Genomic DNA, 23,181 nt, shown 5'->3' with positions numbered 1-23,181 from the left:
CGTCCTTGTCGTCCGATCCGCGTTACAGTCGGAGGCTGACGGGCGAGGCAGCGGCAAGGATGGCATCATGGATGCAGGCAATCCGGCAGGATCGAAACCGCGTCAGATGAAGGTCCGCTGCTGCGTGGTCGGCGGCGGGCCGGCCGGCATGATGCTCGGCTATCTGCTCGGACGCGCGGGCGTCGACGTCGTGGTGCTGGAGAAGCACGCCGACTTCTTCCGCGACTTCCGCGGCGACACCGTGCATCCCTCGACCTTGCAGGTGATGGATGAACTTGGCCTGATCGACGGCTTCCTCAAGCTGCCGCACCAGGATATCCAGAAGCTCGACGGCATGTTCGGCGGCACCTCGGTGCGGATCGCCGATCTCAGCCGCCTCAGCGTCAAATATCCCTTCATCGCGATGATGCCGCAGTGGGATTTCCTCAATTTCCTGCGCGAGAGCGGCACGCGTTTTCCCTCGCTGAAGGTGCTGATGAACGCAGAGGCGACCGACCTGATCCGGCGCGGCGATGCGGTTGCCGGCGTGCGCGTCACCACGCCTGACGGCCCGATCGAGATCGCGGCGGATCTGACCATCGGCTGCGACGGCCGGCATTCCATCGTGCGCGAGCGCGCCGGCCTCGAGGTCGAGGAGATCGGCGCGCCGATGGACGTGCTGTGGTTTCGCGTCGGGCGGCGTCGCGACGAGACCGAGAATTTGTTCGCCCGCATCGACCACGGCAAGATGATGGTGACGTTCGACCGCGGCGACTATTGGCAATGCGCCTATGTGATCGCCAAGGGACAATATGAGGCCGTGAAGGCGAGGGGACTGCCAGCGCTGCTCGACGACGTGCTGCGGCTGGCGCCGATCCTCACGCCCGGCATCGGCGACGTGAAGAGCTTTGACGACGTCAAGCTGCTCACGGTCGCGATCAATCGCCTGACGCGCTGGAACCGGCCCGGCCTGCTCTGCATCGGCGATGCCGCGCACGCGATGTCGCCGATCGGCGGCGTCGGGGTCAATCTCGCGGTGCAGGACGCGGTCGCCACCGCCAACATCCTGGCGGCGAAGCTCGTGCAGGGCTTGCCGTCGGAGGACGAGCTCGATGCGGTGCGGCGCCGCCGCGAATTCCCGGTGCGCCTGACGCAGCGCATGCAGGTGGTCGCGCAGGACAACATCATCAGCGCGGCGCTGAAGGGGGGCGATCAGCCGGTGCCGTTCGCGCTGCGGTTGATCACCGCGACGCCCTGGCTGCAGGGGCTGACGGCCCGTCTGGTCGCCGTCGGGGTGCGGCCGGAGCATGTCCATTCGCCCGTCGCAGGCTGACGGTCGCGCAGAACTGAGAGGAATTTATTAGGGATAACAGCATCTTAAAACAATGGTTCGAAGTTGCGCGGTTGCAACAGCGGGACATGATTCGAAATCGGCCGACACCGATTCCGCGCTGCCGGTTCCCGCGGTTTGCTTTTGGTAAGGGTCTCTCTGGGAATGCTGGTGGCCATCAGACAACCTGGGGGTGCCACCGTGTCTCATGCCAAATTCATTGCCGCGTTGACCGTGACCACGGCGCTCGGCGTCAGCGCCGCTTCGGCGGCCGATCTTGCCGCCCGCCCATACAGCAAGGCGCCGGCCTATGTGGAGGCGATCTACAACTGGGCCGGCTTCTATCTCGGCGGCCATCTCGGTGGCGCCTGGACCAACGAGCAGTGGGTCAACAGCGCCAACACCACGTTGTTCGGCGATCTCGCGCCGGGGCAGGGATTCCGCCAGCGCGGCTCCGGCTTCATGGGTGGCGGTCAGATCGGTTACAACTGGCAGGCCAACAATTTCGTGTTCGGTGTCGAGGGCACGATCTCGGCGCTCGACAATTCCGGCCGCGTCACCAACACGGTGTTCGGCCTCGGCCGCGATGATCAGTTCAGCTGGCGCTCGAATGCGATGGCGACGATCGTCGGCCGTGCCGGCTACGCAATCCAGAACAACCTGCTTTATTTTAAGGGCGGCTATGCCGGCGTGAACAACCGCCTCTCGGTCGTCGACAACCTTCCGCCGGCAACCGGCTCCGGCAGCCAGACCCACTGGGCCAGCGGCTGGACCGTCGGCGGCGGCTGGGAATACGGCATCACCCGCAACTGGACCGTTGGCGTCGAGTACAATTACGCGGCCTTCGAGCGCCAGACCTATCAGCTCGCCGGCACCGCGGCGGGCACCTATACGTTCGATGCCAAGCCGCGCGACATTCAGTGGGCGGTGGTGCGCCTGAACTACAAGTTCGACGCGCCGGTCATCGCGCGCTACTGAGTTTACACCGAGGCGAACAGGATGCAGGAGCTCCGGCTAGCCGGGGCTCCTGTGTTTTGGGCTGAAGGTTCAGACCATGACCGAATAGCCGCCGTCGACCGGGATCGCTGTGCCGGTGACGAAGTCAGACGCCGGCGACGCCAGGAACACGGCGATCCCCGCGAAGTCGTCAATGACGCCCCAGCGCGCTGCCGGCGTGCGGGCCAGCACGCGATCATGCAGCCCGGCGACCTGCTGGCGCGCGCCCCTGGTCAGGTCGGTGTCGATCCAGCCCGGCAGGATGGCGTTGACCTGGATGTTGTCGGGCGCCCAGGCATTGGCGCAGGCGCGGGTATACTGGACGATGCCGCCCTTGCTCGCGGCATAGGCCGCCGCGAAGCTTGCGCCGAAGATCGACATCATCGAGCCGATGTTGATGATCTTGCCGTGACCCGACGCCTTGAGCGCCGGATAGGCCGCCTTCGAGCACAGGAAGGCGCTGGTGAGGTTGGTGTCGATCACCTTGCTCCACTCGTCGAGCTCAAGCTCGTGCGGCGGCTTGCGGATGCTCATGCCGGCATTGTTGACCAGGATGTCGACGCGGCCGAGTTCGCCTGTGACACGCTCGACCATGGCCGCGACCGCGGCCTTGTCGGTGACGTCGGTTGCCACTGCGATCGCCTTGACGCCGCGCTTGCCGAGATCCTCGACGGCGGCCTTCGACTTTGCCTCGTTGCGGCCGACCACGGCCACCGCGGCGCCGGCATCCGCCAGTCCGCGCGCCATGCCGAGCCCGATGCCGCCATTGCCGCCGGTGACGATCGCGACCCGGCCCGAGAGATCAAACTGTCCGTTTTTCATTGTTGTTATCCGCTCTGGTTTGAATCCGGGCGCGAGAGTGCCCGATCATCGCAGCACTGACCAGATCGCACGCAGTGGGTCGGCCCTGCGCCAGCTTGCGTGCAGGCGGGGCGGTTCCAAGCGCCATTCGGGCAACAAAAAGCCCCGGACGATGCCGGGGCTTTTGCTCTGCTATCTCAGCAGGGATCAGTACGCTACTCAGTACTTGGCAACAACCGGACCGGTCCAGTTGAAGCGGTAGACCAGCGAGGTGCTGATGGTCTGGACGAGCGGCTTGAAGGTGATGTCGGTGCCGGCCAGCGCGTTGGTGCCGTCGATCCGCTCCGAGATGTTCTTCTTGTCGTAATAGGCCGCGCGGTACTCGGTCTTCATGAACCAGCCCGGAGCCGTGATGCCGAAAATGTTCAGGTTGTTCTCGACGCCGCCGCCGACGAACCAGCCGCCGCGATCGAAGTCGTTGGTGTGCAGACCCGCGGGGAGAGCGGTCGCGGTGTTGAACAGGGTGGTGCCCTTCCAGTGCGCGTCGGAGTAGCCGGCGTTGACGTAGGAGAGGACGTTCGGGGCGACAAGGTAGCCCAAGCGCGCACCGGCGGCCCAGCTGTAGTCGTTCTTGATGTTGCCGGCGAGGAACGCCGTCTGATCCTGGATGGTGCCCTTCAGGCTGCCGAACTGGCCGTCGGCGAACACGCCGATGACCCAGCTGTTGGCGGTCTGCCAGTCGTAACCAGCACCGACGGTGCCGAACCAGCCATCGCCGCCCTGGCGCTGGTTGAAGCCGAGGATCGGCGCACCCGTCGCGGTCGACTGGGTTCCGGTGTCAGCATCCCAGACGCCGCCGCCGCCGCCGCCGAAGATGTAGAAGCCGGTCCAGCTCGGCGCCACCGCGATCGGCGCGGGGGCCTTGGTGTAGGGGCGGGCGGCCAGATCGGCAGCCGACGCGGAACCCGTCATCGCAGCAACCGCGGTCAGAGCGAGCAAAATCTTCTTCATATCCAAATCCTCGACTAGCGTTCGATCGGGCCGCTGACGGGGTGCGCTGGCACCGATTCCCGAAACTCATGCTGGGACTATACGTGGTTCAGCCGGAAATGCTGTTGCGGGTGAGACACAACCGCCCGAAAACGAAGCCGTTGAGTGCTCTCCGATAAGGCAAAATAAAACCGGCCGCCCGATCCGGAGGCGGCCGGAAATTCGTTGTAAATCAGTCGGTTGGTTGGCCTAGACGTCGAGCAGGTCGTCGCTGGCGAATTCGGCCTTGTCGGAGATGAAGGCAAAGCGGGCTTCCGCCTTGGTTCCCATCAGCCGCTCGACCGAGTCGGCGGTGCCCTCGCGATCGTCGGCAAGCAGCACGACGCGCAACAGAGTGCGCTTGGCCGGATCCATCGTGGTTTCCTTCAGCTGCGCCGGCATCATCTCGCCGAGGCCTTTGAAGCGATTGACCTCGACCTTGGCGTTGGCGTTGAACTCGCTCTTCAGCAGCTCTTCCTTGTGGGCGTCGTCGCGGGCGTAGACCGACTTGGTGCCGTGCTTCAGTTTGTAGAGCGGCGGCACCGCCAGATAGAGATGGCCTTCGTCGATCAGCCGCGGCATCTGCCGGTAGAAGAAGGTGATCAGCAGCGAGGCGATGTGCGCGCCGTCGACGTCGGCGTCGGTCATGATGATGATGCGCTGATAGCGCAGATCCTCTTCGCGGTAATGCGCGAGCGTGCCGCAGCCGATCGCCTGCACGAGATCGGAGAGCTGCGCGTTAGCGGTCAGCTTATCCTTGCCGGCGGATGCGACGTTGAGGATCTTGCCGCGCAGCGGCAGCACGGCCTGCGTCTTGCGATCGCGCGCCTGCTTGGCGCTGCCGCCGGCCGAGTCGCCTTCGACGATGAAGAGTTCGGAGCCTTCGGTGCCGGCGTCGGAGCAATCCGCGAGCTTGCCGGGCAGGCGCAGCTTCTTGCCGGCGGTCTTGCGCGCGGTTTCCTTTTCCTGGCGGCGGCGCAGCCGCTCCTCGGCGCGATCGATCACGAAATCGAGCAGCCGGTTGGCCTGGTTCGGATTGCCCGACAGCCAGTGATCGAACGGATCCTTCATCGCCTGTTCGACGATGCGCTGGGCTTCGGCGGTGGCGAGACGATCTTTCGTCTGGCCCTGGAATTCAGGCTCGCGCACGAACACCGAGAGCATCACGGCCGCGCCCACCATCACGTCTTCCGAAGTGATCGCGGCTGCGCGCTTGCCCTGGCCGGCGCGCTCGGCGTGATCCTTCAAGCCGCGCAGCAGCGCGCTGCGCAGGCCGGATTCATGCGTGCCGCCATCGGGCGTCGGCACCGTGTTGGTGTAGGACGACAGGAAGCCGTCGGCATCGGCGGTCCAGGCGACCGCCCATTCGCAGGCGCCATGCGCGCCGCTGCGGCCGGACTTGCCGGAGAAGATATCCTGATGCACCAGCGTGTCAGCGTGGATCGCCGCGGCGAGATAGTCCTTCAGGCCGCCTGGGAAGTGAAACTTGGCTTCCGCCGGAACGTCTTCGACGCCCTTCAGCAGCTCCTGATCGCAGTGCCAGCGAATCTCGACGCCGCCGAACAGATAGGCCTTCGAGCGCGTCATCTTGAACAGGCGCTGCGGCTTGAAGGCTGCCTTGGCGCCGAAAATGTCGGTGTCCGGCTTGAAGCGGATCCGGGTGCCGCGGCGGTTGTTGACCTTGCCGAGATCTTCGAGCTTGCCCTTGGGATGGCCGCGCTCGAACGTCATGCGGTGCAACTGCCCGCTGCGCGCAACCTCGACCTCGAGCCGCGAGGAGAGGGCGTTGACCACGGAGACGCCGACGCCGTGCAGGCCGCCCGAAGTCTCATAGACCTTGGAGTCGAATTTGCCGCCCGAGTGCAGCGTGCACATGATGACTTCGAGTGCCGACTTCTTCGGGAATTTCGGATGCGGGTCGACCGGAATGCCGCGGCCATTGTCGGTCACGGTCAGGAAGCCGTCGGCGGTCAGCTCGACGTCGATGAAGGTGGCGTGGCCCGCCAGCGCCTCATCCATGCAGTTGTCGATCACTTCGGCGAACAGGTGGTGCAGGGCCTTCTCGTCGGTGCCGCCGATATACATGCCGGGCCGCCGGCGGACCGGTTCCAGCCCTTCCAGCACCTCGATGTCGGCCGCCGTATAGCCAGCTTCAGCGCCTCCCGCGGGGCGCGAAGCAGCCTTCGCCGGGGCACGTCCCTTCGGTTCCGGGGCTCCGAACAGATCGTCGGAAGATTTACTTTTGGCGTTCGACTTCAATGATTTGGCCATGGTTCTTCAAGTGGTGCGCCGGCTTGGGCGCAGCGAATCGGTTGCTCTGACTATGCCACGGATGGGCTGCCAAATGGGGGCGGCCGCACCCTTGGGGGCAGCCGCCTGTTCAGATAGGAGCCTGCGATTACGCCCGCGAGGTGCGGAATACAACGACCGTGAACAGCGCCATGGCGACGACCACCATCAGCGATCCGACGATCGGGGCGGCCTCAAACGAGGGGCCCTTCAGCAGCACGGCGGCGACGCCGGCCGGAAACAGGATGCCGCCCACGATATGCAGCCAGCCCTGGATTCTGGCGAGCAGCATGGTGCCTGCGGCCGGCACCAGCCGGTAGTACAGGCCGAACAGAAACAGCAGCACGCCGCCGACGAGATTGAGATGCGCGTGCGCCGGCCCCAACGTGAAATCGTGCTGGATACCCATGGCGATGCCCGCGAGCATTCCGAACAGCAGGACGAGCACGCCCACGCACATCATCAGTGACCCGATCATCAAAGTGATTCCTTTTTCTTGTGAGGGAGATGCCAGCCAGCCTGGACCGCAGCGGCCTTACCGGAAATCACGTTCGATCCCCGCCTTTGTGACTTGATGTCACGCAATCGGCTGGCTTACCTGTTCTTAGGCTGCGTGCTGGTAGAAAGGTTCATCCGGGTTCAACGGAGCGGAAGGCACTCGACGAGATGGAAGACTTAGCGCGGGCCTTGGCCGAATTCGTGCGCCACCACCAGGCCTGGGCCGCTCCGATCGTCATGTTGCTGGCGTTTGCTGAATCGCTCGCTTTCATTTCACTGTTGGTGCCGGCCTGGGGCGCGCTGGTTGCGATCGGCGCGCTGATCGGCGTCAGCGGCATCAGCTTCTGGCCGATCTGGATCGCCGGCGGCATCGGCGCCGCGCTTGGCGACTGGGTCTCCTACTGGTTCGGCTATCGCTACAAGGAACAGGTCGCGCAGATGTGGCCGCTGTCGCGCTACCCCGAGATCCTGCCGCGCGGCGAGGCCTTCGTGAAGACCTGGGGCGTGCCTAGCATCTTCATCGGCCGCTTCTTCGGCCCGCTGCGCGCGTCGGTGCCGCTCGCGGCGGGCATTTTCGAGATGTCGTATTGGCAATTCCAGGTCGCCAATTTCGTCTCCGCGCTGGTCTGGTCCGCGGCGCTGCTGTTGTTCGGCGATGTCATCGCCAAAGCTTTGGAGTGGATGTGGCGGGTGGTGTAGCGCGTTCCGGAATAAGGCCCACCTGCGGGTGTTAGGCGGGGAGGACAACCGCTCGCGCTGTCGTCATCGCGCGTGCATCGAAACGCTGATACAACCGCGCACACCAGGCGCGAGTTCATTGGGCGCCGCTTCACTGGGAGGACACTATATGGAATTGACACGACGTCACGCACTCGCTGGCGCTGCCGGCATCGCCGCCGCGCCGCTGTTGTCGGCCGCACCTGTGGCCGCCGCCGCGCCCGCAGCCGACAAGCAGGCGCCGGGCTTCTATCGCTACAAGGTCGGCGACATCATGGTCACCGCGGTGTCCGACGGCAAGAACGTGTTCAAGCTGGAAGACAGCTTCATTCCGAACGCGAAGCGGGACGACGTCAACGCGGCGCTGGAGAAGGCGTTCATGCCGCGCGACATGATGACGATCTGGTTCGCGCCGATCGTGCTCGACACCGGCGGCAAGCTGGTCGTGATCGATACAGGCAACGGCGCGCTCGCGAAGGCCAGCAGCAAGGGTGCCAACGGCCTGTTCGCCGACAATTTCGTCGCGGCCGGCTTCGATCCCAAGGCTGTCGACATGGTCGTGATCTCGCACTTCCACGGCGACCATGTGAACGGCCTGCTGACGGCCGAAGGCACGCCGGCATTTCCGAACGCCGAGGTGCTGGTGCCGGCGACCGAATGGAAGTTCTGGATGGATGACGGCGAGATGAGCCGGGCGCCGGCCGGCCGCATGGCGGGCCTGTTCAAGAACAACCGCAACATCTTCGAGGCCGGCCTGAAGAAGAAGGTGACGCCATATGAATGGGGCAAGGAGATCGCGCCGGGCCTGACCTCGGTCGAGACCGTTGGCCATACGCCGGGCCACACCTCCTACGTGCTGGCCTCGAGGGCGGACAAGGTCTTCATCCAGTCCGACGTCACCAACAATCCGAACCTGTTCGCCACCAATCCCGGCTGGCACGCGTTCTTCGACCAGGACGGCGATGTGGCCGAGAAAACCCGCCGCCGCATCTACGACATGGTGGTCGCGGAGCGGCTCCAGGTGCAGGGCTTCCACTATCCGTTCCCGGGCCTCGGCAACGTGGTGAAGGACGGCGCCGGCTACCGCGTCGTGCCGGCGCCGTGGAATCCGGCGATTTAGGATTGTCATTCCGGGGCGCGCGCCCGGCGCGCGAACCCGGAATCCAGAAGTTGAAGCCCGAGGCGGCAGCATAGCCATGGCGCGAGATTCTGGGTTCGATGCTTCGATCGGCCCGGAATGACGAAAGCAGACCTTGACGTCAAAGCGGCGCGGCCTTATAGCCGCGCCCATGATCAACGCCGCGACCATCATCATCGCCCGCCGCCGCCGCATTCTCGCGGTATGGGCGATCGCTCGCGTTTAAGACCATCGCCCCTGCCGCCGGACTTGATCCCGCGGCGCGCTCCTCAAAAAGACACGCGGTTCGATCTGGCGGCTCCTTCGTCACTGGGAGCTTCGACCATGTATACGCCACCGGTATTCAAGCCCGACCGCGCCGCGAGCCTTGGCTTCGCGGAAGCGCGCGGTTTCGGCCTGGCCTGCGCGTGGGACGGCGGCAAGCCGATCGCCTTCGCGCTGCCGTTCTATCTGACCTACGCCGCCGACGGCACGCCGCGGGCGCTGTTTCATGTTGCCCGTCACAATCCGCTGGTAAAGCTGGCGGGTGGCGCAGCAAGTGGGACGCCTTGGCTGCTGGCCGTCACCGGCGCGGATGCCTATGTGTCGGCGGACTGGTATGTGTCGCCCGACCAGGTGCCGACCTGGCTCTATCAGGCCGTGCATCTGACGGGGCCGGTGCGGACCCTGTCGGGTGAGGAACTGGCGGTTCAAATCGACGCGCTGACTGACAAGTTCGAGGACCGGCTGTCGCCGAAGCAGCCGTGGACGTCGGGCAAGATGACAGCCGCACGGCTCGATGCCATGAAGAAGGCGATCGTGGGCCTTGAGATGACGGTGGAAGAGGTGGAGGGCAGCTTCATGCTGAACCAGCACAAATCCGAGACCGACTTTGCTACGGTCGCAAGCCACCTCGGCGCGCAGGCGGATGCCGGCGCGCAACAGATCGCGCATCTGATGCGGCAGGCGCGGCCGGATGTCTTTGCACTCAAAACGAACGAACTCGAAAGGAGCGTGCCATGACCCTCACCGACACCAACCCGAAAACCAGGAGCGGTGCGACCAGGGCCACCGCGTTCGTCGATGGCGCCTCCGGCACCACCGGTCTCGGCATCCAGGAGCGGCTGCAGTCGATCGGCGATGTCGCGGTGAAGCACATCGCCGAGGACAAGCGGAAGGATGCCGGCGCCAAGCGCGCGCTGATGGAGGAGGTGGACCTCGTGATCCTCTGCCTGCCTGACGAGGCGGCCAAGGAGACCGTCGCGCTGATCGACACCATGGGCAGTTCAGCGCCCAAGGTGCTCGACGCGTCGACCGCCTATCGGGTCGCGCCCGACTGGGTCTACGGCTTCGCGGAGCTCGCGCCCGGCCAGGCCGACAAAATCCGCAACGCGCCGAAGGTCTCCAACCCGGGCTGCTATCCGACCGGCGCGATCGCGCTGCTGCGGCCGATCGTCGATGCCGGCCTGCTGCCTGCGGATTATCCCGTCACCATCAACGCGGTGAGCGGCTATTCGGGTGGCGGCAAGACGATGATCTCGAGCTTCGAGGACGGCTCGGCGCCGGCGTTCCATCTTTATGGACTCGGCTTCGAGCACAAGCACGTGCCGGAGATGCAGCTCTACTCGCATCTGACGCGGCGGCCGCTGTTCATCCCGTCGGTCGGCAACTACCGGCAGGGCATGCTGGTCTCGGTGCCGCTGCAGCTCGACGCGCTGCCGGGCAAGCCAACCGGTGCCGATCTGCAGGCGGTGCTGGCGAAGTGGTACGCCGGCAGCAAATATGTTTCGGCGATGCCGCTGCAGAACGAGGCCAGCAAGGGTGGCAAGATCGAGCCGGAGGCACTCAACGAGACCAACCAGCTCGAGCTCTATGTCTTCGCCAGCGACAAGCATCGCCAGGCGGTGCTGGTCGCGCGGCTCGACAATCTGGGCAAGGGCGCCTCAGGCGCCGCGGTCCAGAACATGCGGCTGATGCTCGGGCTCGCCGACAACTGACGGCAAGCGCATCGTGGACGACGCCACGCTGCAATTCTACCGGCGCAATGCCGAGGCCTATGCCGGGTGGGCGAAAGCCCCGTCCACCCGGCTGCTCGGCTTTCTCAAGCTGCTGCCGCCGGGCGGCGCGATCCTCGAACTCGGCTGCGGCGCCGGCAATCATGCCGCGGTCATGCTCGCCGCAGGCTTCGTGCTGCGCGCAACCGATGGTTCACCTGAAATGGCCGAGGTCGCCGCGCGCCGCATCAACCATCCCGTCGAGGCGATGCTGTTCGATGAGCTCAGGGATCACGAGGCCTATGACGGGGTCTGGGCCAGCGCCTGCCTGCTGCACGTGCCGCGCGACGAACTGGCCGGCGTCCTCGGCCGCATCCATCGGGCGCTGAAGCCCGGCGGCCTGTTCTACGCGAGCTACAAGATCGGCCATGGCGACGGCCGCGACAGCATCGGCCGCTATTACAATTATCCGGAGGCGGCTTGGCTGGCATCGACCTACGCCGCTTCAGGAGCGTGGACGCAAGTCTCGTCCGACACCAGCGAGATCAAGAGTTTTGACGAGGCGCCCGCCACAATGCTGCATATCGTGGTGCGGAAGGGCGGGGCGTAGCGCCGGCACGATTGCCGGCGCCGATTGGCATCAGACGATCTTGAAGATCGCGAGCGCCAGCACCGCTTGCGCAAGGAAGCCGACGGTGAAGGCCAGCGTGCGGAACACCGGCAGGCCGAGCGTGTAGACGATCAGATGCGCGACGCGGGCCCAGAAATAGACCGCGCAGGCCAGCACGGTCCATTTGGTGGAATAGTCGGCGGCGTTGAGGATCAGCACCAGCGGTGCGAAGATCACGAGATTCTCGACCGCGTTGTCGTGGGCGAACATCATCCGGTTGGCCCATTCGGCATGCGGCTTGTCGGTGCGCGAGGGATTGCCCATGGCGCCGGAGAGGCCCCGCACCTGGCAGCGATTGATGATGTAGGGAATCCACAACAGCCCGGTCAGGATCACCGTCAGCGACAGCCAGAACAGTTCGCGCGTCATCGTCTCCCCCTCACGTCAATGCGATTCCCGACCGCCGGGACCGTTTGTTTATAGCTGAGCGGAAGAGCTCACGCTACGCGCGGACGCGGACATAGCTGCCCGGTGCGTCCTCGAGCATCGGCATTCCATTCGCCCCCACCATGCGCGCCGGAACCGTCTCCGGATCGTGGCTCTCCAGCCAGGCGCGCCAGTCCGGCCACCACGAACCCTTGTGCTCCTCGGCGCCCTTCAGCCAGTCGGCGAGCTTGATGTCCTTGATGTTGTCGTTGGTCCAGTACTGGTACTTGTTCGACGCAGGCGGATTGACCACGCCGGCGATATGGCCGGAGCCGGACAGCACATACTTCACCGGGCCGCCGAAGAACTGCGAGCCGTACAGCACCGATTCCGCCGGCGCGATGTGATCCTCGCGGGCCGCGAGGTTGTAGACCGGCACCTTCACCTTCGACAGATCGAGCAGCGTGTTGTCGAGCACCATGGTGCCGGTCGACAGCCGGTTCTCCAGATAGCAGTTGCGCAGATAGTAGGAATGGTTCGACGACGGCATCCGCGTCGCATCCGAATTCCAGTGCAGCAGGTCGAACGAGGAGGGCGGCTGGCCCTTCAGGTAATTGTTCACGACATACGACCAGATCAGGTCGTTCGATCGCAGCATGTTGAAGGCCATCGCCATCTTGCTGCCTTCGAGCACGCCGGATTCCTGCATGTCGCGTTCCAGCGCCGAGATCTGGTCCTCGTCGACGAACACCAGGAGGTCGCCGGCATGGGTGAAGTCGACCTGCGCGGCAAAGAACGTCGCCGAGGTCACGCGCTGACGGCGCTTCTCGGCGAGATAGGCCAGCGTCGAGGCGAGCAGGGTGCCGCCGACGCAATAGCCGGCGGTGTGCACCTTCATCTCGCCGGTGGCCTTCTCGATCACGTCCATCGCCGTGAGCGGGCCCTCGGTCATGTAGTCGGCCCAGGTCTTCTTGCCGAGCTCCTTGTCGGGATTGACCCAGGAGATCACGAACACCGTGATGCCCTGGTCGACGCACCATTTGATGTAGGATTTCTCGGGGCGCAGATCGAGGATGTAGAACTTGTTGATCCAGGGCGGCACGATCAGCAGCGGCGTGCGCAGCACGCTCTCGGTTGCCGGGGAATACTGGATCAGCTGCATCAGCTCGTTCTGGAAGATCACCTTGCCCGGCGTCGTCGCCATGTTGACGCCGACTTCGAGATTGCTCGAATCGGACTGGCGGATCCGCAGCGTGCCGTGGCCGGCCTCGATGTCCTCGGCCAGCATCTTCATGCCGCGCACCAGATTGTCGCCGTTGGTCTCGACGGTGGTGCGCAGCACCTCCGGATTGGTCAGCACGAAGTTCGACGGCGCCAGCGCATTGGCGATCTGCTGAACGTAGAATTCGGCTTTCTTGCGGGTGTGCGGATCGATCCCGTCGGCGTCACGGACCAGTTGCTGTGCCCATTTCGAGGTCAGGAGATAAAGCTGCAGGATGAAGTCGAAGAACTGGTTCGACTTCCATTCCGGATCCTGGAAACGCTTGTCGCGGGGGGGCGGCTCGATCGCCGGCTTGGCGTCGGCTTCGCCGGCCATGCGGCGCACCGCCGAGCCCCAGAGATCGAGGTAATCCTTGCCGAGCTGCATCTGCAGCGACGAGGCACGCTCCTTGTCGGACAGCCAGTATTCGGCGATCACGCTGAAGGTCTTGATGACCTCACCGAGCTCGTTCGGCGGCTTGTCGCGGACTTCCCCGGTCTGGCGCGGCTTGAGATAGGCGGCCAGCGCCTGGCCGCTGCTCTCCATCGCTCGCGCGATGTTCATGGCGAAGGCTTCGGCGTTGAATTTGGGTGCGGCTTGGGTGTCGGGAATGACGTTGCTCATCTGCAGGACAATATCGCGTCGTTTGGGGGGCGTCATCGCGCGGTGCGGCAAGGGAAATCAGGCAAAATCCGACGTTTCACTCTGTTGCAGTGCGACAAAAAATCTTTGTTCCGTCATATTGAAGCCTCAGGCATCGCTTTTCTTGTTTCCGCTTTAGGTGTTTCGGGCGACAATGGTTTGAAACGCTAAAGTCGAAATTAACGCAGCGGGGACGCTGCAAGGCTCGTACCAGTGCGACCCGTGTCGGCAACGTGCGACGTGCGCGCTAGCTTGTTGGGACAATTCGGCGCATGCCGATCGATGGAATGAACAGGGGGCTCGCGGCCGCAGTGCTGCTCGCGTCGATGGTGGCGCTGAGCGGGTGCTCGAGCACGATCGCCGATATGGCCATGCCCGCCGATGCGCCGGCCCGCGCCAAGGATCCCAGCGGGTACCTGCCGGTCCATGACCTGCCGCCCGACCGGGCCGATCCGATGATCAAGCCGGCGGATCAGGCCAAGATCGAGCAGGAGCTGATTGCCGCGCGCGAGCGCCAGGCCCAGGCTCAAGCCCAGGCGTCGACCCCTGCCGGCAAGTGAGTCGCGGCAGGCGGCCGATCAGCGCTGGCGCCGCCCGGCGTCCGTGCTAAAAGAAACCCGGTTCAATCGCAGATCCGGCCGCACCCCCAGATCGTTGCGCCTGAATTCGCTCTAAATCATTGATTCGGCGCGATTTCTGTAAGAGGCCGTGACGGCTTCCGCAAGCTTACCAAAGGGGTCGATTCTGGCATCGCGGTTGTCGGAGCAAGGGGTCCCATGGAAGATTTTTACCGCATCCGCCGTCTGCCGCCTTACGTCTTTGAAAAAGTCAATCAGGCCAAGGCGGCCGCGCGCAATGCCGGGGCCGACATCATCGACATGGGCATGGGCAATCCGGACCTGCCGACCCCGCCGCATGTGATCGAGAAGCTCAAGGAGACGCTGGGCAAGCCGCGCACCGACCGCTACTCGGCTTCGCGCGGCATCAACGGCCTGCGCAAGGCCCAGGCCGCCTATTACGCGCGCCGCTTCGGCGTCAAGCTCAACCCGGATACCCAGGTGGTGGCGACGCTCGGCTCGAAGGAGGGCTTTGCCAACGTCGCGCAGGCCATCACCGCGCCCGGCGACGTCGTGCTGTGCCCGAATCCGAGCTACCCGATCCACGCCTTCGGCTTCCTGATGGCGGGCGGCGTGATCCGCTCGGTGCCGTCGGAGCCGACGCCGCAATTCTTCGAGGCGGTCGAGCGGGCCATCATCCATTCGATTCCGAAGCCGATCGCGCTGATCGTCTGCTACCCGTCGAACCCGACCGCCTATGTCGCGGACCTCGACTTCTACAAGGATCTGGTCGCGTTCGCGAAGAAGCACGACATCTTCATCCTGTCCGATCTCGCCTACGCCGAAGTCTATTTCGACGACAACAACCCGCCGCCGTCGGTGCTGCAGGTGCCCGGAGCGATCGACGTCACCGTCGAGTTCACCTCGATGTCGAAGACCTTCTCGATGGCCGGCTGGCGCATGGGCTTTGCGGTCGGCAATGAGCGCATTATCGCCGCACTGGCGCGGGTCAAATCCTATCTCGACTACGGCGCCTTCACGCCGGTCCAGGTGGCGGCGACCGCGGCGCTGAACGGCCCGGACGACTGCATCCGCGAGATGCGCGACACCTACCGCAAGCGCCGCGATGCGCTGGTCGAGTCATTCGGCCGCGCCGGCTGGGAGATTCCGCCGCCGCAAGCCTCGATGTTCGCCTGGGCGCCGCTGCCCAAGGCATTCGAGGCGGTCGGCAGCATGGAGTTCGCGACCCTGATGGTGGAGAAATCCGGCGTTGTGGTGTCGCCCGGCGTTGCGTTCGGCGAGCACGGCGAAGGCTATGTCCGCATCGCGATGGTGGAGAACGAGCAGCGCATCCGGCAGGCCGCGCGCGGCGTGCGCCGCTTCCTTGAAAGCGGCATCGAAACGTTGCACAACGTCGTTCCTCTCGCCAACCGACGCTGATCCTTCCAGGTTGCTTCATCTCCAGGTCCCTTGAATCCATGGTCGCACCCCTGAACGTGGGCATAGCGGGGCTCGGCACCGTCGGTGCCGATGTCGTCCGCCTCATCGAAACGCAAGGACGGGCGCTGGCCGAGCGCAGCGGCCGACCCGTTCGCGTCGTCGCCGTCACGGCGCGCTCGAAGGCCAAGAAGCGCGGCCTGGACCTCGGCGCTATCGCCTGGGCCAAGAGCCCCGAGGCGCTCGCCGAAGATCCCAATATCGAGTGCTTCGTCGAATTGATGGGCGGCGCCGGCGATCCGGCGCTGTCTGCGATCGAGACCGCGCTGAAGGCCGGCAAGTCGGTGGTGACCGCCAACAAGGCGCTGATTGCCAAGCACGGCCTGCGGCTCGCCGCCGCCGCCGAGAAGCACGGCGGCGCGCTGAACTTCGAGGCCGCGGTCGGCGCGGCGATCCCGGTCATCAAGACGCTGCGCGAGGGCCTCGCCGGCACCAGCGTCAACCGCGTCTATGGCATCCTCAACGGCACCTGCAATTACATCCTGACCCGGATGGAGCAGGAGGGGTCTGTCGTTCGAGGAGTGCCTGAAGGACGCCCAGCGCCTCGGCTATGCCGAAGCCAATCCGTCATTCGACATCGACGGTCACGACACCGCCCAGAAGCTCGCGATCCTGGCGAGCCTCGCCTTCGGAACCAAGGTCGCGGAAAGCGCGGTTTACGTCGAAGGCATCTCCTCGATCACGCCGGAAGACCTCAAGGCGGCCGCGGAACTCGGCTACCGCGTCAAGCTGCTCGGCGTGGCCGTCCGCACGGCAAAGGGCATTGAGCAGCGCGTGCACCCGACCATGGTGCCGAAATCGTCCTCGATCGCCCAGGTGATGGGTGTGACCAACGCGGTCGCGATCGATGGCGAGGGCATTCCGCCGATCACGCTGGTCGGCCCCGGCGCCGGCGGCGGCGCGACGGCCTCGGCCGTGGTTGCCGACATTGCCGACGTCGCCCGCGGCATCCGCGCCAAGCCGTTCGGCCGTCCGGTGGAGCGGTTGCGTGACACCACCAAGGCGCCGATGGAACGCCATGAGGGTGGTTACTATATCCGCCTGATGGCGCGCGATCTTGCAGGCACTGCCGCAACAATCGCCACCCGGCTGGCGGAACAGAAGATATCTCTGGAATCCATCGTGCAGCGGCATCCGGATGGCGTCGATGTGAATGGGGCGGCCAAAAAACCTTCACCGGTCCCGGTCATTCTGATTACCTATGCGACCAGCGAGGATGCCGTGCATCGTGCGCTGGCCGCAGTGCAGCGCGACAAGGTCATCAGCGGCCGGCCGCAGGTGATCCGGATCGAGAAAAACTAGCGCATGGCCTGAACGGGTCGGGCGTGAGACGATTGATGCGGGCAGGCTGGCCTGCCCCATAGGCTTAAGGAGTACGCTGATGTCGACCCATATTTCCGTTCCGCCGCAGATGCTGCTCGAGCGCATCCTGACGCTCGAAATCGTGCGGGTGACGGAGCGCGCGGCGGTGTCGGCCGCGCGGCTGCGCGGCCACGGCCAGGAGAAGGCCGCCGACAAGGCCGCGGTCGACGCGATGCGGCGCGAGCTCAACAAGCTGCCGATCGAGGGCACGGTCGTGATAGGCGAGGGCGAGCGTGACGAGGCGCCGATGCTGTTCATCGGCGAGAAGGTCGGCCTCAACGCCGGCCCCAAGGTCGACATCGCGGTCGACCCGCTCGAAGGCACCACGCTGTGCGCCAAGAACATGCCGGGCTCGATCGCCACCATGGCGATGGCCGATGGCGGCACGCTGCTGCACGCGCCCGACGTCTACATGCAGAAGATCGCGATCGGCCCGGGCTACGCCAAGAACGTGATCGAGCTCGACGCGCCGCCGGCCGACAACGTCCGCCGCCTCGCCAAGGCCAAGGGCGTCGACCCGACCGCCATCAACGTGCTGGTGCTCGACCGTCCGCGCCATGCCGAAATCATCAACAGCGTACGCTCCACGGGCGCTGCCGTGCAGCTGATCACCGACGGCGACGTCGCCGGCGTCATCCACTGCGCCAAGCCCGATGAGACCGGCGTCGACATGTATATCGGCACCGGCGGCGCGCCCGAGGGCGTGCTGGCGGCGGTCGCGCTGCGCTGCATCGGCGGCCAGATGCAGTGCCGCCTGATCCTCGACACCGAAGAGAAGCGCGAGCGCGCCCACAAGATGGGCGTCAGCGATCCGAAGATGATCTACGGCATCGAGGACATGGCCAAGGGCGACTGCCTGTTCGCCGCCACCGGCGTCACCACCGGCTCGCTCTTGACCGGCGTGAAGTTCAAGAAGGACGTGATCGAGACCGAGACGGTCGTGATGCGCTCGGTCACCGGCACCGTGCGCTACATCAAGGCCGAGCACCGACAGCTGGAGAAATTCCACCTCGACTGATGCTGTCATTCCGGGGCGATGCGCAGCATCGAACCACAGATGCGCGATTGCGCATCGGGGAATCTCGAGGTTCCGGGTCTGGTGCTGCCGCACCATCCCGGAACGACGCGATCAACAACAAGAACAAGGGGAGACGCGTATGTCCGATCTGTCCGAGGTCAAGGCATTGGTGTTCGACGTGTTCGGCACCGTGGTCGATTGGCGCACCAGCCTGATCAACGATTTCACTACATGGGGCGAAACACGCGGCATCAAGGCCGACTGGACCGCACTGGTCGATGGCTGGCGCGCGGTCTATGCGGCCTCGATGGACGAGGTGCGCAAGAACCCGCAGAACGGCTACGTCATCCTCGACGTGCTGCATCGCCGCTCGCTGGAGAAGCTGGTCGCGCAGTTCGACATCAAAGGGCTGACCGAGGCCGACCTGCAGCATCTGACGCTGGGCTGGCACCGCCTGCACCCCTGGCCCGACAGTGTCGCCGGCCTGACCCGGCTGAAGACCAAATACATCATCTCGCCGCTCTCCAACGGCAACGTCGCGCTGCTCACCAACATGGCGAAGTTCGCAAGGCTCCCCTGGGACCTCGTGATGTCGGCCGAGCTGTTCGAGCACTACAAGCCCGATCCGGAAACCTATCTCGGCGCCGCCAGGCTGCTCTGCCTGCCGCCCGAGCAGGTGATGATGGTTGCCGCGCACAATTACGATCTCAAGCACGCGCAGAAGCACGGCCTGAAGACCGCCTTCGTCGCGCGTCCGACCGAATACGGCCCGCTGCAAAAAGTCGACTTCGAGGCCACCGGCGACTGGGACATTGTGGCCAAGGATTTCGGGGAAATCGCCAGCCGGATGGGCTGCTAGAACTGGCTTGGGATTCATTGAGGCGTTACGATTCCTGCCTGATGGGAAGGGAATCATGACGCTCCACGCAGCCGCATTGCCCGTCGAGGCGCCGCCGGCGTTCCTCGGGGTATCGCGGTCGCTGACCGGAAAGCTCTGGCGCGACCGGCTGGATGCGCGCGGGGCGGCGCGGGCGCTCGCGATCGTGCAGCGGCACAATCTGCCGGAAATGTTGGCGCGCGTGCTGGCCGGGCGCGATGTCGCGATTGACGAGGTCGCCGACGTCCTCGACCCGACGATCCGTAAGCTGATGCCGGATCCGCACACGGTCACCGAGATGGAGACTGCCGCCAGGCGCATTGCGGATGCCGCAATGCGCGGCGAGAAGGTCGCCATCTTCGGCGACTATGACGTTGACGGCGCGACTTCGGCGGCGCTTTTGACCTGGCATCTGCGCCATTGCGGGCTCGACCCGCTGATCCACATTCCCGACCGCATCTTCGAAGGCTACGGGCCGAATGTCGACGCCGTCCGCGCGCTGGCGGCCAAGGGCGCGACGCTGCTCGTCACCGTGGATTGCGGCACCACCAGCATCGAGCCGCTGGCGGAGGCGAAGAAGCTTGGGATGTCGGTCGTGGTGATCGATCATCACCAGACCGGTGATGAACTTCCTGAGGTCGACGCGCTGGTGAATCCGAACCGGCCCGACGATCTCTCCGGGCTCGGCCATCTCGCCGCCGTCGGCCTCGTGTTCGTCACCCTGGTCGCGGTGAACCGCGAGCTGCGCCAGCGCGGTTTCTGGACCGGCGAGATGCCGGAGCCGGACCTGCTCAGCGTGCTGCACCACGTCGCGCTCGGCACCGTCGCCGACGTCGCGCCGCTGATCGGGCTCAACCGCGCCTTCGTCGCCAAGGGGCTGATCGCAATGCGCCGCCGCGACCATGTCGGCCATACCGCGCTGATGGATGTGGCGCGGCTCAATGGCCCGCCGGAGGCTTGGCATCTCGGCTTCATGCTGGGGCCGCGCATCAATGCCGGTGGCCGCATCGGTCGCGCCGATCTCGGCGTGCGGCTGCTGCTCGAGGGCGATGTCTCGGAGGCTGCGCGGATCGCGGCCGAGCTCGATCGCCTGAACGGCGAGCGGCGCGTGATCGAGCAGGCGGCCGAGGCGCAGGCCGAAGCCGAGGCGCTGGCCGCGCTCGGGCTCGAGGATAAGGGCGCCGTCATCGTCACCGCGGCGGAAGGCTGGCATCCCGGCGTGGTCGGGCTGGTCGCCGCGCGGCTGAAGGAGAAGTTCGCGCGTCCGGCGTTTGCGATCGCGCTCGAGCCCGGCGGCATCGGCACCGGATCGGGCCGCTCGATCGGCGGCGTCGATCTCGGCAAGGCGGTGCGGCAGGCGGTGCATGACGGCCTCTTGATGAAAGGCGGCGGGCACGCGATGGCGGCCGGCGTCACGCTGCGCAAGGAGAGGCTTGCCGAATTCCGCGCCTACATGGAAAGCGCGCTGGCGCAGGACGTCGCCAACTCGCGCCATGAGAACGAGCTGTTCATCGACGGCGCGGTGACCGCGCGCGCGGTGACGCCGGAATTCGCCGCGACGCTCAATCGCGCCGGTCCGTTCGGTGCGGCCAATCCCGAGCCGGTGATCGCGCTGCCGTCGCATCAGCTGGTCTATGCCGACGAGGTCGGGCAGGCGCATTTGCGGCTGCGTTTCAAGTCCGGTGATGGATCCGTCGTCAACGGTATCGCATTCCGCTCGGTCGGACAGAAACTCGGCAGCGCCTTGACGCAAAATCGCGGCCAGCAGCTGCACGTGGCGGGCTCTCTTGCAGTTGACCGTTGGCAAGGCACCGAACGTGTGCAATTCCGTGTCCTCGACGTCGCGGTCCCGGATCAGGGCCCGACGGTGATCAAATAAGAAACGTTGGGAGAGGACATGTCAGGACAGGTTGAGGGCAAGGTCGCGCTGGTCACCGGCGGCGCGTCGGGGATTGGCGAGGCCATCGTCGAACTGCTTGCGCGAGAAGGCGCGACCGTCGTTGCGACCGACATCGACGAACTGAGGGGACCGGAACTCGCCGCACGGCTCACGAAGGCCGGGCGCAGCGTGACCTTCCTGCCGCAGGACGTCACCAGTGAAGAGCGCTGGATCGAGGTCGTCGCCGAGATCGGCAAACGCCACGGCCGCCTCGACATCATGGTCTCGAACGCCGGCATCGGTATCGGCGCGCCGTCGATTGTCGAGATGTCGCTCGCGGACTGGCGCCGGCAGACCGCGATCAATCTTGACGGCGTGTTCCTGTCGGTGAAGCATTCGCTGCCGCTGATGCGTAAAACTGGCGGCGGCTCCATCATCATGATGTCCTCGCTCGCGGGCCTGCGTGGCGCCGCGAACCTCGCCGGCTACAGCGCCACCAAGGGCGCGGTGCGGCTGTTCGCCAAGTCGATCGCGATGGAGTGCGCGCAGGTGAATGACGGCATCCGCGTCAACTCGGTGCATCCCGGCATCATCGACACGCCGATCTGGGGCAAGATCCCGACCGGTGCCACCGGCGCCGGCCAGAACGCGCCGATCGATCCCGAGGAGCGCGCCAGGTTTGCGACGCCGCTCGGCCGCGCCGGCCAGGCCATCGAGATCGCGCAAGGCGTGCTCTATCTCGCCTCGGACGCGTCGCGCTATGTCACCGGCAGCGAGCTCGTGATCGACGGCGGCATGAATGCCGGCGGCGTGGTGCGGCAGCCCGCGGCGTAGGTCTCCGTCATTGCGAGCGAAGCGACGCATTTGCATCCTAACCGTGTCGTCCCTGCGAAAGCAGGGACCCATACTCCGCGGCGGATGTTGTTGAACTGACTCGTCGTTCGGGCGTCGCTCAACAATGATGGCCTGTAGTTATGGTCCCTGCTTTCGCACGGCTCACACGGAGTATGTGCCGCGGCCTAGCCGCCTTGCCGTAACCGCGCCAGCACCTTGAGCCCGCCGTAACCATCGGCGGGCAACAGGCCGGTCTTGATCTGAAAATCCTTGATCGCCTTCATGGTGTCGTTGCCGACGCGGCCGTCGGTGCCGCCGGTGTCGAAGCCGGCCTTGGTCAGCCGGGTCTGCATCTCCTGCACCTCGGCCAGCGTCAGCGCGCGCTCCGAGCCCGGGAAGGGCTGGATGAACGGCGGTCCGCCGAGACAGCGATCGCCGAGATGGCAGATCGCCAGCGCGTAGTTCATCGACGGATTGTAGCTCTTCACCGAATTGAAGTTCGGGCCGAGCAGGAAGGCCGGGCCGCCCGCCACGGGAATCCAGAGCTGCGCCGATGCGTTCGGTTGCGGGAACGGCTGGCCGTCGGCTCTGACGACGCCGGCGCTGGCCCAGGCTGCGTAGGTGCGGCTGCCGCTGGCGCCACCGGACGCGCGAACCTCGTAGCCCCAGTGCTCGCCGCGGTGCCACTTGCCGCGATTGACCAGGTATTTCGCGGTCGAGCCGAGCGCGTCGTCGGGCCGGCCGAACGGCGAGACCTTGCCGTCGCCGTCATAGTCGAAGCCGACATTGAGCCAGACTTCCGGCATCCACTGCGAATGGCCCATCGCGCCGGCCCAGGAGCCGTTCATCTCCTCCGGCGTGCTCCAGCCGCGCTGCACGATCTTCATCGCGTTGATCAGCTCGGTCTCCCAATACGCCTTGCGGCGTGGCTCGTTCCAGGCGAGCGCGGCGAGCGAGGGAAACACCGGCGTCATGTGGTTCTGCTGCACCAGCGGATCGCCATAGGCTGACTCGACACCCCACAGCGCGAGCAGCGTGCCGCGCTCGACGCCGAAGTCGCGCTCGATGCGGCCGAACAGCGCGTCGTTCTTCTTCAGCGCCTCGCGGCCGTGGATGATGCGCCAGTCGGAGACGCGGCGGTTGATGTACTGCCAGATCTGCTCGTGGAATTCCGGCTGGTTGCGCATCTGCTTGAACACGCTCATGTCGGGCTCGATCCGTGCCATGCAGCGATTCCAGGTCGCGTCCGAAATGCCTTTTGCCTGCGCGCGGGCGCGGAAATTGTCGCGCCACTGATCGAAGCCGGGAGGCGCGGCGGCCAGCGCGCCGAGCGGATTGGCAAGCGTCACGCCGGCGGCGAGCGCCGTCTTGAGGACGGCACGACGGGCAGGAGACTTCAAAGAATCAGGCTGTTTCATCGGGCCAGTGTAGCGGCGGCCATGGGGCGGGCCAAAGCCATCACGCCGCA

Annotated in this window: 20 protein-coding genes and 1 pseudogene; 14 read left to right on the top strand and 7 right to left on the bottom strand. The window is 65.4% G+C overall.

The annotated features are described in order from the left end of the window. Nucleotides 1-67 precede the first annotated feature (67 nt). Together ACVIW0_RS20370 and ACVIW0_RS20365 are read left to right on the top strand one after the other, a co-directional pair. A complete protein-coding gene (locus tag ACVIW0_RS20370; protein ID WP_461353938.1) occupies nucleotides 68-1,312 on the top strand; it encodes an FAD-dependent oxidoreductase in 1,245 nt (414 codons plus the stop codon). A gap of 198 nt (nucleotides 1,313-1,510) precedes the next feature. After that, complete coding sequence (locus ACVIW0_RS20365) at nucleotides 1,511-2,287, top strand: outer membrane protein (RefSeq protein ID WP_461353937.1); 777 nt, start codon at nucleotides 1,511-1,513, stop codon at nucleotides 2,285-2,287. Nucleotides 2,288-2,356: 69 nt separating this feature from the next. Here ACVIW0_RS20365 and ACVIW0_RS20360 read toward each other — a convergent pair whose 3' ends face one another. The 4 genes from ACVIW0_RS20360 to ACVIW0_RS20345 all read right to left on the bottom strand — a co-directional run bounded on the left by ACVIW0_RS20360 (nucleotide 2,357) and on the right by ACVIW0_RS20345 (nucleotide 6,902). Continuing rightward, a complete protein-coding gene (locus tag ACVIW0_RS20360; protein ID WP_461353936.1) occupies nucleotides 2,357-3,127 on the bottom strand; it encodes a glucose 1-dehydrogenase in 771 nt (256 codons plus the stop codon). A gap of 198 nt (nucleotides 3,128-3,325) precedes the next feature. Then, on the bottom strand, nucleotides 3,326-4,117 hold the full coding sequence (locus ACVIW0_RS20355; RefSeq protein WP_461353935.1) for an outer membrane protein: 792 nt from the start codon (nucleotides 4,115-4,117) through the stop codon (nucleotides 3,326-3,328). Nucleotides 4,118-4,345: 228 nt separating this feature from the next. After that, the gene (gene parE / locus ACVIW0_RS20350) at nucleotides 4,346-6,406 is read right to left on the bottom strand and encodes a DNA topoisomerase IV subunit B (protein ID WP_461353934.1); all 2,061 of its coding nucleotides are present in this window, start codon (nucleotides 6,404-6,406) and stop codon (nucleotides 4,346-4,348) included. Between the two features lie 127 nt (nucleotides 6,407-6,533). Continuing rightward, nucleotides 6,534-6,902, bottom strand: coding sequence for a hypothetical protein (locus ACVIW0_RS20345; protein WP_461353933.1), 369 nt, complete (start codon nucleotides 6,900-6,902; stop codon nucleotides 6,534-6,536). Between the two features lie 188 nt (nucleotides 6,903-7,090). Between ACVIW0_RS20345 and ACVIW0_RS20340 the strand changes: the two genes are divergently transcribed. From ACVIW0_RS20340 to ACVIW0_RS20320, 5 genes are all read left to right on the top strand, one after another. Beyond that, nucleotides 7,091-7,621 carry a DedA family protein gene (locus ACVIW0_RS20340; protein ID WP_461353932.1) on the top strand — a complete coding sequence of 177 codons (531 nt, stop codon included), beginning with the start codon at nucleotides 7,091-7,093 and terminating at the stop codon, nucleotides 7,619-7,621. A 148-nt stretch (nucleotides 7,622-7,769) separates the two neighbouring features. Beyond that, the gene (locus ACVIW0_RS20335; protein WP_461353931.1) at nucleotides 7,770-8,759 is read left to right on the top strand and encodes an MBL fold metallo-hydrolase; all 990 of its coding nucleotides are present in this window, start codon (nucleotides 7,770-7,772) and stop codon (nucleotides 8,757-8,759) included. Nucleotides 8,760-9,101: 342 nt separating this feature from the next. After that, on the top strand, nucleotides 9,102-9,779 hold the full coding sequence (locus tag ACVIW0_RS20330; RefSeq protein ID WP_461357380.1) for an FMN-binding negative transcriptional regulator: 678 nt from the start codon (nucleotides 9,102-9,104) through the stop codon (nucleotides 9,777-9,779). Next, complete coding sequence (gene argC, locus ACVIW0_RS20325) at nucleotides 9,776-10,753, top strand: N-acetyl-gamma-glutamyl-phosphate reductase (RefSeq protein ID WP_461353930.1); 978 nt, start codon at nucleotides 9,776-9,778, stop codon at nucleotides 10,751-10,753. The genes ACVIW0_RS20330 and argC overlap by 4 nt, the downstream gene beginning before the upstream one ends. A gap of 13 nt (nucleotides 10,754-10,766) precedes the next feature. Further along, the gene (locus ACVIW0_RS20320) at nucleotides 10,767-11,360 is read left to right on the top strand and encodes a class I SAM-dependent methyltransferase (protein ID WP_461353929.1); all 594 of its coding nucleotides are present in this window, start codon (nucleotides 10,767-10,769) and stop codon (nucleotides 11,358-11,360) included. Between the two features lie 30 nt (nucleotides 11,361-11,390). Here the strand turns inward: ACVIW0_RS20320 and ACVIW0_RS20315 are convergent, their stop codons facing one another. Beyond that, complete coding sequence (locus tag ACVIW0_RS20315) at nucleotides 11,391-11,789, bottom strand: MAPEG family protein (RefSeq protein ID WP_461353928.1); 399 nt, start codon at nucleotides 11,787-11,789, stop codon at nucleotides 11,391-11,393. A gap of 73 nt (nucleotides 11,790-11,862) precedes the next feature. Continuing rightward, nucleotides 11,863-13,671: a PHA/PHB synthase family protein gene (locus ACVIW0_RS20310; RefSeq protein WP_461353927.1), complete on the bottom strand. Its 1,809-nt coding sequence runs from the start codon at nucleotides 13,669-13,671 to the stop codon at nucleotides 11,863-11,865. 290 nt (nucleotides 13,672-13,961) lie between these two features. On the opposite strand from ACVIW0_RS20310, the gene ACVIW0_RS20305 reads away from it, so the two are divergent. The 7 genes and pseudogenes from ACVIW0_RS20305 to ACVIW0_RS20275 all read left to right on the top strand — a co-directional run bounded on the left by ACVIW0_RS20305 (nucleotide 13,962) and on the right by ACVIW0_RS20275 (nucleotide 21,713). Then, nucleotides 13,962-14,249 carry a hypothetical protein gene (locus tag ACVIW0_RS20305; RefSeq protein WP_461353926.1) on the top strand — a complete coding sequence of 96 codons (288 nt, stop codon included), beginning with the start codon at nucleotides 13,962-13,964 and terminating at the stop codon, nucleotides 14,247-14,249. 216 nt (nucleotides 14,250-14,465) lie between these two features. Beyond that, nucleotides 14,466-15,686, top strand: a complete 1,221-nt coding sequence (locus tag ACVIW0_RS20300; protein ID WP_461353925.1) for an LL-diaminopimelate aminotransferase — start codon at nucleotides 14,466-14,468, stop codon at nucleotides 15,684-15,686. A 38-nt stretch (nucleotides 15,687-15,724) separates the two neighbouring features. Next, nucleotides 15,725-17,045, top strand: a pseudogene (locus ACVIW0_RS20295) (homoserine dehydrogenase). Nucleotides 17,046-17,124: 79 nt separating this feature from the next. Continuing rightward, on the top strand, nucleotides 17,125-18,123 hold the full coding sequence (glpX, locus tag ACVIW0_RS20290; protein ID WP_461353924.1) for a class II fructose-bisphosphatase: 999 nt from the start codon (nucleotides 17,125-17,127) through the stop codon (nucleotides 18,121-18,123). Nucleotides 18,124-18,262: 139 nt separating this feature from the next. Continuing rightward, a complete protein-coding gene (locus tag ACVIW0_RS20285; RefSeq protein ID WP_461353923.1) occupies nucleotides 18,263-18,982 on the top strand; it encodes a haloacid dehalogenase type II in 720 nt (239 codons plus the stop codon). A 55-nt stretch (nucleotides 18,983-19,037) separates the two neighbouring features. Next, complete coding sequence (gene recJ / locus ACVIW0_RS20280; protein WP_461353922.1) at nucleotides 19,038-20,879, top strand: single-stranded-DNA-specific exonuclease RecJ; 1,842 nt, start codon at nucleotides 19,038-19,040, stop codon at nucleotides 20,877-20,879. Nucleotides 20,880-20,897: 18 nt separating this feature from the next. Next, entirely contained in the window at nucleotides 20,898-21,713 is an 816-nt protein-coding gene (locus ACVIW0_RS20275) for a glucose 1-dehydrogenase (RefSeq protein ID WP_461353921.1), read from the top strand. A gap of 185 nt (nucleotides 21,714-21,898) precedes the next feature. Here the strand turns inward: ACVIW0_RS20275 and ACVIW0_RS20270 are convergent, their stop codons facing one another. Then, nucleotides 21,899-23,131, bottom strand: a complete 1,233-nt coding sequence (locus ACVIW0_RS20270) for a lytic murein transglycosylase (RefSeq protein ID WP_461353920.1) — start codon at nucleotides 23,129-23,131, stop codon at nucleotides 21,899-21,901. Between the last annotated feature and the right edge of the window lie 50 nt (nucleotides 23,132-23,181).

This window comes from Bradyrhizobium sp. USDA 4454, assembly GCF_054822705.1.
The sequence above is the reverse complement of the archived record's forward strand: the minus strand, read 5'-3'. Positions and strand labels throughout refer to the sequence as shown.

What these genes read in the sequence shown, in the direction of transcription:
- ACVIW0_RS20345 (WP_461353933.1), bottom strand. Translation starts at nt 6,902, where the DNA reads ATGATCGGGTCACTGATGATGTGCGTGGGCGTGCTCGTCCTGCTGTTC.
- parE (WP_461353934.1), bottom strand. Translation starts at nt 6,406, where the DNA reads ATGGCCAAATCATTGAAGTCGAACGCCAAAAGTAAATCTTCCGACGAT.
- ACVIW0_RS20335 (WP_461353931.1), top strand. Translation starts at nt 7,770, where the DNA reads ATGGAATTGACACGACGTCACGCACTCGCTGGCGCTGCCGGCATCGCC.
- ACVIW0_RS20315 (WP_461353928.1), bottom strand. Translation starts at nt 11,789, where the DNA reads ATGACGCGCGAACTGTTCTGGCTGTCGCTGACGGTGATCCTGACCGGG.
- ACVIW0_RS20330 (WP_461357380.1), top strand. Translation starts at nt 9,102, where the DNA reads ATGTATACGCCACCGGTATTCAAGCCCGACCGCGCCGCGAGCCTTGGC.
- ACVIW0_RS20310 (WP_461353927.1), bottom strand. Translation starts at nt 13,671, where the DNA reads ATGAGCAACGTCATTCCCGACACCCAAGCCGCACCCAAATTCAACGCC.
- ACVIW0_RS20360 (WP_461353936.1), bottom strand. Translation starts at nt 3,127, where the DNA reads ATGAAAAACGGACAGTTTGATCTCTCGGGCCGGGTCGCGATCGTCACC.
- ACVIW0_RS20270 (WP_461353920.1), bottom strand. Translation starts at nt 23,131, where the DNA reads ATGAAACAGCCTGATTCTTTGAAGTCTCCTGCCCGTCGTGCCGTCCTC.
- ACVIW0_RS20300 (WP_461353925.1), top strand. Translation starts at nt 14,466, where the DNA reads ATGGAAGATTTTTACCGCATCCGCCGTCTGCCGCCTTACGTCTTTGAA.
- ACVIW0_RS20340 (WP_461353932.1), top strand. Translation starts at nt 7,091, where the DNA reads ATGGAAGACTTAGCGCGGGCCTTGGCCGAATTCGTGCGCCACCACCAG.
- ACVIW0_RS20285 (WP_461353923.1), top strand. Translation starts at nt 18,263, where the DNA reads ATGTCCGATCTGTCCGAGGTCAAGGCATTGGTGTTCGACGTGTTCGGC.
- ACVIW0_RS20355 (WP_461353935.1), bottom strand. Translation starts at nt 4,117, where the DNA reads ATGAAGAAGATTTTGCTCGCTCTGACCGCGGTTGCTGCGATGACGGGT.
- recJ (WP_461353922.1), top strand. Translation starts at nt 19,038, where the DNA reads ATGACGCTCCACGCAGCCGCATTGCCCGTCGAGGCGCCGCCGGCGTTC.
- argC (WP_461353930.1), top strand. Translation starts at nt 9,776, where the DNA reads ATGACCCTCACCGACACCAACCCGAAAACCAGGAGCGGTGCGACCAGG.
- ACVIW0_RS20305 (WP_461353926.1), top strand. Translation starts at nt 13,962, where the DNA reads ATGCCGATCGATGGAATGAACAGGGGGCTCGCGGCCGCAGTGCTGCTC.
- ACVIW0_RS20370 (WP_461353938.1), top strand. Translation starts at nt 68, where the DNA reads ATGGATGCAGGCAATCCGGCAGGATCGAAACCGCGTCAGATGAAGGTC.
- ACVIW0_RS20275 (WP_461353921.1), top strand. Translation starts at nt 20,898, where the DNA reads ATGTCAGGACAGGTTGAGGGCAAGGTCGCGCTGGTCACCGGCGGCGCG.
- glpX (WP_461353924.1), top strand. Translation starts at nt 17,125, where the DNA reads ATGTCGACCCATATTTCCGTTCCGCCGCAGATGCTGCTCGAGCGCATC.